General features: G+C 64.0%; 11 protein-coding genes. 4 read left to right on the forward strand and 7 right to left on the reverse strand.

The annotated features are described in order from the left end of the window. Positions 1-13: 13 nt before the first annotated feature. Genes sfnG through BST15_RS14155 form a run of 3 tightly spaced genes read right to left on the reverse strand, consistent with a single transcriptional unit; the run spans position 14 to position 3,521 of the window. A complete protein-coding gene (gene sfnG / locus BST15_RS14145) occupies positions 14-1,141 on the reverse strand; it encodes a dimethylsulfone monooxygenase SfnG (RefSeq protein ID WP_046188905.1) in 1,128 nt (375 codons plus the stop codon). A gap of 18 nt (positions 1,142-1,159) precedes the next feature. Further along, positions 1,160-2,302, reverse strand: a complete 1,143-nt coding sequence (locus tag BST15_RS14150; RefSeq protein ID WP_083071006.1) for an LLM class flavin-dependent oxidoreductase — start codon at positions 2,300-2,302, stop codon at positions 1,160-1,162. Between the two features lie 4 nt (positions 2,303-2,306). Next, positions 2,307-3,521: an acyl-CoA dehydrogenase family protein gene (locus tag BST15_RS14155; protein WP_046188907.1), complete on the reverse strand. Its 1,215-nt coding sequence runs from the start codon at positions 3,519-3,521 to the stop codon at positions 2,307-2,309. 245 nt (positions 3,522-3,766) lie between these two features. Here BST15_RS14155 and BST15_RS14160 point away from each other — a divergent pair, with 245 nt between their 5' ends. Continuing rightward, positions 3,767-4,795, forward strand: coding sequence for a LysR family transcriptional regulator (locus BST15_RS14160; protein WP_234708266.1), 1,029 nt, complete (start codon positions 3,767-3,769; stop codon positions 4,793-4,795). Between the two features lie 436 nt (positions 4,796-5,231). Here the strand turns inward: BST15_RS14160 and BST15_RS14165 are convergent, their stop codons facing one another. Then, positions 5,232-6,494, reverse strand: coding sequence for a lipase family protein (locus BST15_RS14165; protein ID WP_046188925.1), 1,263 nt, complete (start codon positions 6,492-6,494; stop codon positions 5,232-5,234). A gap of 801 nt (positions 6,495-7,295) precedes the next feature. Here BST15_RS14165 and BST15_RS14170 point away from each other — a divergent pair. Beyond that, complete coding sequence (locus BST15_RS14170) at positions 7,296-8,240, forward strand: carbon-nitrogen hydrolase family protein (protein ID WP_046188908.1); 945 nt, start codon at positions 7,296-7,298, stop codon at positions 8,238-8,240. Positions 8,241-8,246: 6 nt separating this feature from the next. Here the strand turns inward: BST15_RS14170 and BST15_RS14175 are convergent, their stop codons facing one another. Genes BST15_RS14175 through BST15_RS14185 form a run of 3 tightly spaced genes read right to left on the reverse strand, consistent with a single transcriptional unit; the run spans position 8,247 to position 10,508 of the window. Then, complete coding sequence (locus tag BST15_RS14175; protein ID WP_046188909.1) at positions 8,247-8,852, reverse strand: methyltransferase family protein; 606 nt, start codon at positions 8,850-8,852, stop codon at positions 8,247-8,249. 18 nt (positions 8,853-8,870) lie between these two features. Beyond that, positions 8,871-9,839, reverse strand: coding sequence for a cation diffusion facilitator family transporter (locus BST15_RS14180; RefSeq protein WP_046188910.1), 969 nt, complete (start codon positions 9,837-9,839; stop codon positions 8,871-8,873). Positions 9,840-9,896: 57 nt separating this feature from the next. Then, a complete protein-coding gene (locus BST15_RS14185) occupies positions 9,897-10,508 on the reverse strand; it encodes a TetR/AcrR family transcriptional regulator (protein ID WP_409366541.1) in 612 nt (203 codons plus the stop codon). A gap of 146 nt (positions 10,509-10,654) precedes the next feature. Between BST15_RS14185 and BST15_RS14190 the strand changes: the two genes are divergently transcribed. Both BST15_RS14190 and BST15_RS14195 read left to right on the forward strand, forming a co-directional pair. Further along, positions 10,655-11,101 (forward strand): MmpS family transport accessory protein, encoded by a 447-nt coding sequence (locus tag BST15_RS14190; protein WP_083071008.1) that lies wholly within the window; start codon positions 10,655-10,657, stop codon positions 11,099-11,101. Next, positions 11,098-13,965 carry an MMPL/RND family transporter gene (locus BST15_RS14195; RefSeq protein WP_046188913.1) on the forward strand — a complete coding sequence of 956 codons (2,868 nt, stop codon included), beginning with the start codon at positions 11,098-11,100 and terminating at the stop codon, positions 13,963-13,965. Before BST15_RS14190 ends, BST15_RS14195 begins: the two co-directional genes overlap by 4 nt. The last annotated feature ends 52 nt before the right edge of the window (positions 13,966-14,017 follow it).

Here is a 14,017-nt window from a genome sequence, read left to right on the forward strand (position 1 = left end):
GCTACCGCCCCGGTCAAGACGCCGTGGAGACCGCGCGCCGGTTGACGTCGGCGGCCTCCAATTCCCGAACGAGCGGCAACACCTTCTTTCCGAAGGCTTCAATCTCCTCCTGGAAGTGCAGGAATGCCGTCAGGATCAGATCAACGCCCAGCCTGCGGTAGGCGACGATGCGTTCGGCAACCTGTTCCGCGGTGCCGATCAGTTGGGTGCGGAACCCGTCGTTGTACTGAACCAAATCTTCGAAGCTGGAGTCGGCCCACATCCCACGTTGATCGGACGTGGCGGCGCCGGCTTGTTTGACCGCTGCCCCGAACCCTTCGACCGCGGGCCTGTCGGCCTTGGCGACGATTTCCCGCAGTTGCTCCCGTGCTTCAGCCTCAGTGTCGCGAACGATCACGAATCCGTTGAGCCCGAACCGTGGCCCCTCGGTGCGTCCGGCCTCCGCGGCGATCCTGCGTAGGTCGGCAAGTTGCTGGCTGACGCCGTCAAAGTCGTTGCCGTTGGAGAAATACCAGTCGGAGTAGCGGCCCCCGTTCTGGCGGGCTGCTGTGGAGTTACCACCCTGAAAGATCTCGGGGTGGGGCCGGTCTGGCGAGGACAGTGGCTTGGGCTTGAGGCTGAAATCACGAACTCGGTAGAAGTCGCCGGCGAAGTTGGCTCGTTCCTCGGTCCAGATCTCTCTGAGCACCTGGATGAATTCGGCACTGCGCCGGTACCGTTCGTCGTGTTCGAGCCAGGGCTCCCCCAGTTTGGTGAACTCCTCCTTCAACCATCCGCTCACGATGTTGACTGCGGCGCGGCCGTTGGAGAGATGGTCTGCGGTTGCCACCCACTTGGCCAAGACGCCGGGCTGCCAAAGACCAGGGTGTACGGCGGCGATCACTTTCAGCCGTTCGGTGGCCAGTAGCAGCGCCAAGCTGAAACTGGTTGACTCTTGCTGGTATTCGGCTCCGTAGCTGGCGGTGTAGCGCACCTGGGTCAGTGCGTACTCATAGCCCGCATCCTCAGCCAGCCGCGCCAACGCGACGTTGTAGTCATAGCTCCAGTCGGTGCGTTGCTCGATAGTGGATGTCACCAGCCCACCGCTGACGTTGGGCACCCAGTACGCGAAACTCAGGGGTGTAGTGGGATCGGTTGGCATAACGGTCTCCTCGCGAAGCTAACGGGAACGGGCAGGACGGTCGGCAAGGAGCCCACGGTCGGCAAGGATGGGAATGACTCCTTCGCCGAAGGCGTAGGCCTCTTCCAAGTGCGGATAGCCGGACAAGACGAACTCATCGAGGCCCAGCTCGTGGTATTCGGCGATACGATCGGCAACCTGTTCGTGGCTGCCGACCAACGCTGTGCCAGCCCCTCCGCGGACCAACCCGACGCCCGCCCACAAGTTGGGCGACACCTCGAGGTTGTCGGTGCTGCCACCGTGTAGCGCCGACATCCGCCGTTGGCCCTCTGATTGTGAGTTGCGCTGAATCTGTTGAGCGCGGCGTATCTGTTCAGGGTCCAAGCCGGACAGCAGCCGGTTGGCCTGTGCCCAGGCCTCTTCTTCGGTCTGCCTGCTGATGACGTGTAGTCGGATCCCAAATCGCAAGTCGCCCGCAGCCGCCCGCGCTCGGCCGAGGTTCTTCACGCGGCGACGCACCGCGTCGATCTTCTCCGCAACCTGCGCGGGAGGCTCTCCCCAGGTCAGGTAGACATCGGCATGTTCTGCGGCTACATCCAGCGCTTCAGACGACGAGCCGCCGAGGTAGATCTCAGGCCACACACCGGCGGGAACAATGGTCGCATCCTCAACCGACAGATGCTTTCCGGTGAACGTCACCGACTGCCCAGACCACAACTGCCGAAATATGGTGAGGAACTCGGCGGCGCGCTCGTAGCGCTCCGCTTTACCCAGGTAGTCGCCGAACCGGCGCTGCTCGACGTCGTCACCGCCGGTAACAACGTTGAGGAGCAACCGATTCTGTGAGATCCGCTGGTAGGTCGCTGCGGCCTGCGCCACGAGCGTCGGAGCCTGCAGTCCCGGGCGGAAAGCCACCAGGTACTTGAACCGTTCCGTCCGTTGGGTCAGCGCGGCGGTGAATACCCAGGCGTCCTCACACCAACTGCTGGTGGGTGTCAGCGCTCCCGTGAACCCGAGCTGCTCAGCGGCGCCGGCCACCAGACTCAGATAGTCAAGGTCAGGAGCCCGATCCCCGCCGAAGGCATCCACTCGGCTGCCTGCTTCGCCAACCGCGTTGCCGAGGCTCAGGTCACTGCGTGAATCACCGTTGGTGGGCAGGAACCAATGCAATGTGATGGCCATCGATCTACCGATACAGCGAGAACTCGGGGCGCTGGCCGTTGAGAACCCAGTCACCAACCTCTTTGGCCTTGTACGCCACCGGATCATGCACCGTGTGGGTACGCAGGTTGCGCCAATGCCGGTCAAAACCGTACTTGCTGGTCGTCGCACGGGCGCCCTGGATCTCGAAGAGTCGGCTGGCCGTGTCCAGGGCCACCTTGGTGGACAGATACTTGGCCTCGTAGATGGCAATGGCCGCCTCTGCCCGCTGATCCTCGGTCAGCGACGGACCGACGTCGATGGCAGCCTGCAAGGCATCGCCGGCGCGGTCGGCGAGCAGCGCAGCGGCCCGAACCTCACTGACGAGTTCGCCGACGGTCTGCAGGATGTAGGGGTCATCGGTGGCGCGCTCGACGCCCGAGGATTCCCACGGCGACGCGTAGGCGCGGGTCCAATCAAAGGCCTCTGCCAACGCACCCTCGGCGGTCCCCACGTAAAAGTTCACAAACGCCAACTGCCAGTGCGGCGTTACGAGGGTCTGATACGGCGTGAGATCCGCACTGCCAAAAGGCTCCTCGCCGAGCACCTCCCGGTGCTCGATCCGCGCATCGACGATGCGCACGCCACCTGAGTCCGTCAACCGCTGACCGATGTTGTCCCAGTCGTCAAGAAACGTGAATCCCTGACGGCCACCGCGCACGTCCAGGGACAGGAATACCAGTGAGCCGTCCAACGACGCCGTCACAGAGAGCTGGTCTCCGGTGCTCGCGCCGCTGGCGAAGGTCCGGCTGCCGTTGAGACGGAAGCCATCGCCGTCGCGGGTCAGAACGAGGTCGGAGCCGCCGCGAGGATTCTGGATCCCGCCCCAGAACAGCTTCTCGGAGGCGTTGCGGCGCGAGAGCGCATCGGCCTGCTCAGGGGTCCCGAACAAGCCGGCGATGCGGGTTTGGGCGTAGTGATAGCCGACGAGATGGGCGATGGACGTATCGCCTCGGGCGATCCGCCGTGTCACCTGGGAGGCCTGCGGGTAGCTGAGCCCCGAGCCACCGTATTCGACAGGCTCCTGCACGTGAAGAAGATCGTTGCGGCGCAACAGCTCGATCTCTGCGCGGGGCGCGGCGTTGGCCTTGTCCCGAGCAGCGGCGGTCTGGCGCAGCTCGTCAGCGACACGATCCGCGGTGGCCAGCACGCGGGCAAGCACTTCATCGACGGCAGGGGTGTTGGCGGTAATGACAGACATAGCTCGACTCCCAGGGCTTAGTGCAACCACAGGCAAAGAGCCGGTGGCGGATCAGGTAATACTCCGCCGAATATAGAGACCAGAAATGTCGCCTGGCGCAGGCCGCGGACCGCGCTGATCGCCCAATTAGTGCCGTCACCATTCATTTAGCACGCGCAGAGCTAAGGATCATGCTGATTCTAACGAGTTGAAGGTTGGTGGCTCTTAGCCATTCGCCGCACTCGGTGTGCCGATCGGTGAATTTGATGATGATCCGACGAATGGAAATACGAGAGAGCAGCCGAGAACAACGCGGCGGCGGCACCGGTTGCGATCAGCCCGATTCGATAGGAGAAACCTCTCAGCAGCTGGACTATGCTGCGCGAGTGCGCATCAAACAGCTGGAGTACGTCGCCGCGGTCACGCGGCTGGGATCGCTTCGGCGGGCCGGCGAGTCCCTGAAGATATCCCAACCGGCGCTGAGTGAGACCTTGCGCAACCTGGAGTCCGAGCTTGGTGTGACCCTGCTGGACAGGCAACGGTCGGGCGCTCGGATCAGCGCAGACGGTCGAGAACTACTACCCCACATCGTCGACATTCTGGAGGCAGTCGACCGGCTCCGATCTGCCGCAAGCGAACAGCAGCGCACCAGGCGGATGTTGCGCGTCGGGACGGTCGGGGGTGCGACGGTGCCGTTGCTGCTGCCCGCGATTGCGGCGCTTCAGGCTCAGCGCGGCGGGACCCAGGTTGAGGTTCTGACTGCGATTCAGGAAGACATCCATCGAGCACTTCGGGAGGGCTCGCTCGACCTCGGGCTGGCCAATTTGCTCGACGGCGATGACCCCGAGTCAGACTTGACGACAGTGCATTTGCTGCGTGGACGACCCGTCGTCTGCCTCCGCGCAGACAGCGCCCTTGCGCAGAACTCGGCGATCTGCGCAGAGGAGCTCCGCGCGCAGGACCTTATCGCCATGCGGTCGGGCTACGCGATGCATCGCTTCGCCCGTCGCCTCTTCGGCACGGAGATGCCCACCTTTCTCTACTCCGCGGACGGCGCCGAGATGGGAAAGCTCATGGTGGCTCAGGGGTTGGGCGTCACTATCTTGCCGGACTACTCGGTTGCCGGTGATCCACTCGTGCGTGCCGGGGTACTCACCCTGCGCCCACTCGAGGGCGACTCAACCGCGGTCTCGCTCGTCATGCAGACGCGCGCGGTTCGGCATGTACCCCAGGCGCTGGGGGCGCTCCAGTCCGCTCTGCAGCAACGGGCGCTCGACTACCAGCTCGCCATATGATTGGCTTTGCCTATCACTAGCTCGGCCAAGCCTCTAGCCTGAGCGCCGCCGCGAGATATTCCGTCATCATGACTCTAAGGCGCCCCGCAGGCCGGAACAATTGCGCCTTATTCTTTCGAATGGTTGCGATATGTGACCGGGCAATAGTTCTCTTCGCTGATATAACACCAGTGCGATGGGGTGGTCGAATAGTCCGTGGGAACGTCCAGTCATGACGGCAGCTTTCACCGCAGAAATTGAGTACGTATGGACATTCCGCAAGCATCCGGGCCATATGACAATCAATTCCGCCGGCACGGGAGGCGATTCTTCGAATTATCGTGTCGCCATGGCCGGCCGCCCCGTCACTGTCCAGAGGTCGTGAAGGAACTCTTCGCTTCCCCTGCGGCGCAGACACGCTGCTGCGTGTCTGCGCCACGGGGGTGGGCGTCCGGCATCACGTCCCCTGGATCTCACCGCAGTTGGACGTGGTCGGTACACCGTTGAACCGATCGGCGACCCACGCCATGCTGCGTTCACCGTCAACGAACTGCGGCAACAGGATGTTGATGTCCATCTTGTTGAGGAAGGGCGGCTGTTCGTTGGTCCACAACTGGACGTCGGCACCCTGGGCGCACCAGTCCCGAGCAGTGTCGTGTGCGGCGTTGTACGGGGCCAACGGGTCCCACCGGTTATGCGAAATGTACACCGGTACTGTGGGTTTGATGTTGCCGATGCGTTGCGCGGCGAAGATGCTCTTGAACGGATCGGTTGAGGCGATCTGATTCAAGTCGTCTTTGAAATAGAACTGCAGATGACGGAAGGCGTAGTCCACGCCGCCCTGCACCAGGCAGGTGTGCCCACTCCAATCGAGCATCTGAACGCCACGTGGTGTGAGTGCATCCCAGATCGGTTGCTCGGTTTCCGGATAGGAGGCCTGGATACCACGAAGCAGGTAGCCGGCCAGGACGGCCAGGAAGTTGCCATCCACCGCCGGGATGACCTCCGGAATGTTGGTGATCGGGGCATTCGCATAGCTGCCGACAACCTTGAGTTCCGGCGCATAGGTCGCGGCCAGTTCAGCCGCAGACAACGACGCCTGCCCTCCTGTTGCCCAGCCCCAAAATGCGACAGGACCATCTGGATCCAGTGAAGTCCCCGGCAGCTTCTGGGCTGCACGGGCAGCATCGATCAACGCAGTTCCGGCCGCGACTCGATTCAGGAACTGAGGCGAGACGGGGCTGTGAATGCCCTCGCCGACACCGTCGGTCACCACGATGGAGTATCCGCGCGCCAGCAGCGTGGCGATGAAGCCTTCTTCGTAGTTGAACATCAGGTCGAAGCCTTGCGAGAAGTGGATGCCCTGATCGAAGAGCCGCGACGGTGCGCACTGCTCACCCACTCCGTAAGGCCCGGTGGCGTAAGCCAAAAGTGGGCGCGGTCCTTTGCCAGACCAAGGCACGTCGGATTCGATATAGGTGCCGGTTACCGGCACCGGCGTGCCCTGAGCATCGGTGCTGAGGTACATGATGCGGGTGCCGGAGCCGACGAATGCGCCAAGCTGCCCCGAGGGTTCCAGCACCAGCCGCGACGGCTCGGTACGGATCACGTCACCGGGCTTGCCGGACGGCAGGGGGTGCGGCGGAGTGTAGAACTGCTCGTACTTGATGTCATCGGCGTGCGCAACGCGTGTGGGCAGCACCGCTACGACACCGAACATGAACGCGACCACCAGCGCCACGGTCAATCTCCGAGAATGACTCGCCCCCGCCGCGGGCTGGGTTGGCATCACCTGGGCGCCACTCGCTCTGGCCGCTCGACCACGCAGCATCCACGACGGAGAGCCGGACGCTTGGTTCCACTTTTTCACTTGTGCCCGCATTCCTTGAGACCTTCCTCGCCGAACAGAGGGCATTGAACGCCGCTGATACCACGACTAATCGCCCGTGACTGTCGACCCGACTGAAATACCACGATTCTGACCGTCCAACACTCCCGTCTGATTTTTGCCGGTGTGAGCGGCGAAGAAACCACGTGAGTGTGTCTGTTGCCGCACTGAACATAACGGCTCCGATGCTCAGCAGAGATCCGACCGAGATCCTCAACCACCCACGACAAGCGTGCTGACCAGCGACTTTACGTCCGCATCTGCATTTGATCCATTATGATGAAAAGGTGATTGGCGTCTCGATTGTGACGTTTCTCGAATGATCATCGGATGAATGTCGGGGCGTGCCCGGTCTTCGTTATAGATATTTCCTATGCAGGGTAAGGGAGAACCTATATACCGCCGTAGTTGTGGGCGGTAATTACTATCGGCCGATAGGGAAACCTGGTTACCAAGATTCCCCGGTCATCGATTTCATCGTTACGAACCGAGCCGCATCGGTGTTGTTGACTCGGGCTGACACCTGGGAACGGATCGCGTCGAGCGAGCGACCGGTATGTGGCACGGCGGCCTCACCTCATGTGCGCACACCTGGCACCTCCTACGATCGGGGTACCAAGCGGGAGGACCAGCATGCCGAAAGCCGGGGTCGCACAGGTCGGGTCTGTGCTGTTCGATACCGCTGCGACGCTGGCCAAGCTCGAGACGTTCGTCGACCGCGCCCAGGCGGCGGGGGTCGAGTTCTTGGTGTTCCCGGAGGCGTTCGTGGGCGGCTACCCCAAGGGGTTGTCATTCGGCGCGGTAGTCGGGTCTCGCACGCCGGCCGGCCGCGACGAGTTCGTGCGCTACTGCTCGTCGGCGGTGACGGTGCCTGGACCCGAGACCCAGCAGATCGGCGAGCTCGCACGCCGATCGGGAATGACGATCGTGGTGGGCGTGATCGAGCGCGACGGCGGAACCCTGTATTGCACGGCGGTCTACTTGGGCGCCGACGGCCAGTTGTTGGGCAAGCACCGCAAACTCATGCCGACCGGCAGCGAACGGCTCATCTGGGGTCAGGGCGACGGCTCGACCATCGACGTTTTCGACTCCCCCGCCGGCCGGTTCGCCGCGACGATCTGCTGGGAGAACTACATGCCCCAGTTCCGCCTCGCCACCTATCAGCAGGGCGTGCAGTTGTGGTGCGCCCCCACGGTCGATGACCGTGACATCTGGCAGTCGACCATGCGGCACATCGCCTATGAGGGAAGGTGTTTCGTGCTCAGCGCCTGCCAGTACCTAAGCACCGCCGACCTGCCCCAGAGTTACCAAAACCAGGATCCGCAGCAAAGCGACCAATTGATACGCGGCGGCAGCGTCATCGTCTCACCTCTCGGCGAGGTGCTCGCCGGCCCGGTCTACGGTGCCGAAGGCCTACTGGTGGCCGACCTCGATCTCGACGACCAGATCCGCGGCAAGTACGACCTCGACGTCACCGGCCACTACGCACGCCCAGACGTGTTCACCCTGACCGTCGACACCAGCGCTCGAAGCGCAGTCGCGTCGGCGCCCACGGGAGGTGACGGTGCACCGACGTAACCCCCTTCACCCGACCCGCCCCACCCCGGGAACAAACCGGCCGACGGTGCTGCGGTAGTTCTCATAGGCCTCGCCATGGGTGCGCACCAGGTAGGGCTCTTCAACCACGCGGACCTGCAGTTCGATCGAGACCAGCAGGACTCCGCACACGATGAGAGCCAACGGATTAGGGGTCATCAGGGTGATGCCGGCGGCGAAGGCCAGCATGGCGGTGAAGATCGGGTTGCGCACCCGCGCGAACACGCCGTGACGCACCAGGGCGGTGGTCTCACCGGCGTCCACGCCGATGCGCCAGGACTCCCCCATGTCGTACTGGCTGTGGAGGGTGGCCGCGATGCCGGTCAGCGCGAGAAGCGTGCCGACGGCCTGCAACACGGGCGTGTGCAGCTGGGGAATCGGGGCGAGGGTGCCGGTCAGCTGTAGCAGCGGGGCGGTGACGCCGGCGAGCATGGCGACCACGAACCCGACGCCGGCGAGCCACTCCGGGGAACCGGGGCGCCCGCTGACGCCGCGAAATCCGGTGCTCCCGGTGCGGCGGTACTGGTTCCAGCTGCGCCAGCCGAATCCCAGTGCGACGAAGACGATGTAGAGCGCGATCGCGGTGGCGGCCATGGCCGAAACCTCCTGGGGTTAGGGGTGGTGGGCCCGGTGACTCGGACCGTGGGGGTGGTCGCAATGCGCATCGGCGAGCTCGGCCCCGAGGTGGTCGACCTGCAAGGTGGTGTGTTCGATGTTGTGACTTGCGGCCAACAGCCGGCTCAGATCGGCGCGCACGGCGTGGCAGTCACTGGCCGGCGCCACCAGAATGTGGGCCGACAACGCCGGAGATCCGGACGTGATTTCCCAGATGTGCAGGTCGTGCACTTCGAGAACGCCGTCACGGCGGCCCAGCTCGTCCCCGATCACCGCGGGGTCCAGGCCAAGCGGGGCCGCTTCCAGAAAGACTCGGCTCGACGCCACCACCAGCCCGACGCCGGCCTTGAGCATCAAGACCACCACCACCAGCGTGGCAAGGGCGTCGGCGCGGGCGAATCCGGTGGTCATGATGATCACCCCGGCCACGGCGGTCGCGATGAACGCGAACAGGTCGTTGAGGATGTGCTGGAAGGCACCCTCGACATTGAGGCTGGACCGGTTGGCGCGGCTGATCATCCACGTCGCCGCAAGATTCACGACGATCCCGCACAATGCCGTGATGAGCACCAGGGTGCCCGCGACCTCGGGGGGCTGGGCCAACCGGCGGATGGCCTCATAGGCAAGCCACGCCGCCAGCACCAACAAGGTGACGCCGTTGGCTTGGGCCGACAGGATCTCGACCCGTTTCCAGCCATAGGTCATTCGCCCTGCGGCGGGTCTGGCCGCCAGCCGAATGGCCCACAGCGCCACTACGATCGATGCCGCATCGGTGAGCATGTGCGCGGCGTCAGAGAGCAGCGCCAACGATCCGGCGATCACACCTACGGTCACTTCGCCGAGCATGAAGACGGTGATCACGGCCAGCGCGCCGGCCAGCCATCGCCGGTCACTGTCCGCCGAGGCGTGCCCGTGGGAGTGGGCGTGACCGGGGGTTTCTGGTGCCACTGCCCCGTGCTGCGTCATGACAGAAATATATGCATATATCGCTATATATGCAATAGTTGCGTTGCGGCGGCCGCGCTAACCCTTGGCGTTCAGGCTGGGCAGCAGCACATCGTCGACCACCACGCGGACCGTTTCCTCTGTCGGCGGCCGGTCGGCGACCAACGCCCGAAAAACCAGGTAGCCCGGCAACAGGTCGTAGATCTCGTGGTTGATCGCCGAGGCCTCGATCTCGCCGCGCTCGACGGCGGCGGCCAGCACCGCATCGATCACGAGGGTGTGCTGCAGCACGAACTTCTGCTGCATCGCCTCCCGCAGTGCCGGACTGTGCGACATCTCGTTGAGGACCGCGCGCATGGTGCGCATGTGCTCCAGTGCCTGCTCGCAGGTCGCGCGGCCGATCGACAGCAGATCGCCGCGCAGCGATCCGGTGTTGGGCGGGGTGGCGGCGCTGCGGATGCCTTCGACGATCGCCGCCAGCACCAGATCCGCTTTTGTCGGCCAGCGCCGATACACCGTGGCTTTGCTCGCCTTGGCGGTGGTCGCCACGGCTTCGACGCTGAAACGGTCATAGCCGTGCTGCTGAAGCAGCTCCAGCGTGATCGCCAACAGCTCGGCCTCCCGCTCACTCCACGGGCACGTCGACTCGTCGCAACTGTCTTTGGAAATCATCGGCCCCTTACTTACCACACCGCGGGCACGCGGTTTGCGCAGCAATTTGTCCGTATGTCAAGTGTCTTGCGATCAAGCGTACGGTACCGTACCGTTCTCGCGTACGCGACGATTTCACCGCACTGCATCGCGCAATCGTCATCGGGACGTCGAGGGGCTTTGTTGTGAGCAGGTTTTCGGTAACCGCAGTGGCTCGCCGACAGTGGGTGGTCATCGTGGTGGTTGTGGTGGTCGCCCTGGTCGGGTTCAGTGTCGACCGGCTACGCGGCATCTTCGGATCCAACAACGAAGTCTCCAGGCCCGGCTCCGAGGCGCTGGAGAACACCGGCTACAACCCCAAGCACGTGCTGTTCGAAGTGTTCGGAGCTCCCGGAGCGGTGGCCACCATCAACTTCTTGGACATCAACGCACAACCTCAACGCGTCGCCGATGTGCCGCTGCCGTGGTCGCAAACCCTGACCACCGACGAACCGACGATGTATGCCGACCTCCGCGCCCAAGGCGACGGCTCCACCATCGGCTGCCGCATCACCGTCAACGGCATCGTCAAAGACGAACGTTCGTCCGACAACGTCAACGGGTACATCGCCTGCTTGGACAAGACGGCGTGAGCGGGCACCGCACCGCTCCCCCGGCCGACGGTCCGCGGGCGGCCCGGCTCATCCGCAGACTGTCGCTGCCGATCCTGTTGATCTGGATCGCCATCGCCGCCATCTCGAACACCATCGCGCCCCAGCTGGAGGTCGTCGGATGGGAACGCTCGGTGGGACAGAACGCCCCGGACGCACCGGGCATTCTCGCGATGCGGCACATCGGTCAGGTCTTCAACGAATTCGATTCCGACAGTGCGGCGATGATCGTGCTCGAAGGCGACGAACCACTGGGACCCGAGGCACACACCTACCACGACGGCCTGGTGAAGAAGCTGCAGGCCGACACCGAACACGTCGAGCATGTGCAGGACTTCTGGGGCGATCCGCTCACCGCGGGCGGGTCACAGAGCAAAGACGGCAAAGCCGCCCTGACGCAGATCTATCTTCGCGGCAACCAGGGCGAGGCGATGTCGAACGAATCCGTCGACGCCGTCCGCAAGATCGTTGACGACACACCGCCTCCGCCCGGCCTCCACGCCTACGTCACGGGCGCCTCACCTTTGGTGACCGACAACTTCGAGGTCGGCAGCGCAGGCACCAACGAGGTCACCGGAATCACCTTCCTGGTGATCGGCCTCATGCTGCTGTTCGTCTACCGCTCCCTGACCACCATGGTGATCGTGCTGGCGACGGTGGCCATCGAGCTCGCCGCCGCCCGCGGAGTGGTCGCGGTCCTGGCGCACGCCGGCGTGATCGGCCTGTCCACCTATGCGACGAACCTGTTGACGCTGTTGGCCATTGCCGCCGGAACCGACTACGCGATCTTCGTGGTCGGGCGCTACCAGGAGGCCCGCGGCAAGGGGATGGAACGCCTGGACGCCTACCACGACATGTGGCGCGGCACCGTCCATGTCATGGTCGGCTCGGGACTGACCATCGCCGGCGCCGTCGCATGCATGGGCTTCACCCGCCTCCCCTACTTCCAGACGCTTGGCATCCCCGCGGCCATCGGTGTTCTGGTGACCTTGGCGGCCGCACTCACGCTGGGGCCCGCCGTGCTGTTGATGGCCACCCGGTTCGGCCTGATGGAACCCAAAGTGGCTCAGCGGACCCGTGGTTGGCGCCGGATCGGCACCGCAATCGTGCGCTGGCCCGGACCGATCCTGGTGGTCACCAGCGGGGTCGCATTGATCGGGCTGTTGGCGCTGCCCGGCTACCACACCAGCTACGACAACCGGCCCTACATTCCCGCCAGCGCACCCGGTGTCGTCGGGATGGAAGCTGCCGAACGGCACTTCACCGAGGCGCGGATCAACCCCGAGTTGGTGATGATCGAAACCGATCACGACATGCGCAACCCAGCCGACATGCTGATCCTCGAACGTGCGGCCAAGGCGGTACTACACACCCCGGGAATCGCTCTGGTGCAGTCGATCACCCGCCCCTTGGGGACGCCCATCACCCACAGCTCCATTCCCTTCCAGATCAGCGCGTCCAGCGCGAGCCAGATCATGAACCTGGACTACCAAAAAGACCGGGCCAATGATCTGCTCAAGCAGGCCGGCGAGATCGACAACACCATCGCGGTGCTCAAGCAGCAGCTCGACCTGCAACAGCGCAGCGCCGACGCCACCCACGAACAGACCCAGGCGTTTCACGACACCGTCACCACGGTCAACACCCTGCGCGACAAGCTGGCCGACTTCGACGACCAATTCCGTCCGCTGCGCAACTACTTCTACTGGGAACCGCACTGCTTCGACATTCCGATGTGCTGGGCGATGCGGTCAGTATTCGACTCCCTGGATGGAATCGCCGAGCTGTCCGAGAAGTTCAGCACCATCACCGCGAGCCTGGACAACCTCGACGCCCTACAGCCGCAATTGGTCGCGCTGCTGCCGCCGCAGATCGCCATCCAGGAACGCAATCGCGAACTCACGCTCTCGAATTTCGCCACCACCGGCGGCATCAACGCGCAGAGCGAAGAGGCCCTGAACAACGCCACCGCCATGGGCAAGGCCTTCGACGACGCCAAGAACGACGACTCGTTCTATCTGCCACCGGAGGCCTTCGACAACGCCGACTTCAAGCGCGGCCTCAAGCTCTTCTTGTCACCCGACGGCAAGGCCGCCCGCATGATCGTGACCCACCAGGGCAATCCGGCCGACCCGCAGGCGATTCCGCACATCAACGCCATCAAGGAAGCGGTCTTCGACGCACTCAAGGCCACCCCGATGTCCGACGCCAAGATCTACGTCGCGGGAATCGGCTCGACCAACAAGGACATCTCGGAGGGGATGAAGTACGACCTTCTGATCTCGGCGCTGGCCGCGGTCGCCCTCATTCTGCTGATCATGGTGATCGTGACGCGCAGCCTCGTGGCGGCAGTGATCATCGTCGGCACCGTGGTGGTCTCCTTGGGCGCATCGGTGGGCCTGTCGGTCCTGGTGTGGCAGTACATCTTCGGGATTCACCTGTTCTGGGTGGTGGTGCCGCTGGCCATCATCTTGCTGTTGGCGGTGGGCGCGGACTACAACCTGCTGCTGGTATCCCGATTCCAGGAGGAATTGCCCGCGGGGCTGAATACCGCCATCATCCGGTCGATGGGCGGCACCGGCTCGGTGGTCACCTCGGCGGGGCTGGTGTTCTCAGCGACCATGGCGGCCTTCATCTTCAGCCCCCTGGTGATCCTCGGCCAGATCGGTACCACGATCGGCCTGGGCCTGTTGTTCGACACCTTGATCGTGCGGTCGTTCATGACCCCCTCGATCGCCGCACTGCTGGGTAAGTGGTTCTGGTGGCCGCAGTTGGTGCGCCAGCGTCCGATTCCGGCGAAATGGCCCGAGCCGCTTCAGCGCACACCCGAGCAGGCCGCGCTGTGACGCGCGGCCACGCCGCGCCGCGGCCACGATCCGCATTGCGCTTCGCCGTCGC

The sequence above is a fragment of the Mycolicibacter arupensis genome, from assembly GCF_002086515.1.
Taxonomy (GTDB): domain Bacteria; phylum Actinomycetota; class Actinomycetes; order Mycobacteriales; family Mycobacteriaceae; genus Mycobacterium; species Mycobacterium arupense.

Excerpts from the sequence above, each read along its gene's own strand:
- BST15_RS14150 (WP_083071006.1), bottom strand. The coding sequence starts at position 2,302 with ATGGCCATCACATTGCATTGGTTCCTGCCCACCAACGGTGATTCACGC.
- BST15_RS14180 (WP_046188910.1), bottom strand. The coding sequence starts at position 9,839 with ATGACGCAGCACGGGGCAGTGGCACCAGAAACCCCCGGTCACGCCCAC.
- BST15_RS14155 (WP_046188907.1), bottom strand. The coding sequence starts at position 3,521 with ATGTCTGTCATTACCGCCAACACCCCTGCCGTCGATGAAGTGCTTGCC.
- sfnG (WP_046188905.1), bottom strand. The coding sequence starts at position 1,141 with ATGCCAACCGATCCCACTACACCCCTGAGTTTCGCGTACTGGGTGCCC.
- BST15_RS14160 (WP_234708266.1), top strand. The coding sequence starts at position 3,767 with ATGATGATCCGACGAATGGAAATACGAGAGAGCAGCCGAGAACAACGC.
- BST15_RS14175 (WP_046188909.1), bottom strand. The coding sequence starts at position 8,852 with ATGGCCGCCACCGCGATCGCGCTCTACATCGTCTTCGTCGCACTGGGA.
- BST15_RS14170 (WP_046188908.1), top strand. The coding sequence starts at position 7,296 with ATGCCGAAAGCCGGGGTCGCACAGGTCGGGTCTGTGCTGTTCGATACC.
- BST15_RS14165 (WP_046188925.1), bottom strand. The coding sequence starts at position 6,494 with ATGTTCGGTGTCGTAGCGGTGCTGCCCACACGCGTTGCGCACGCCGAT.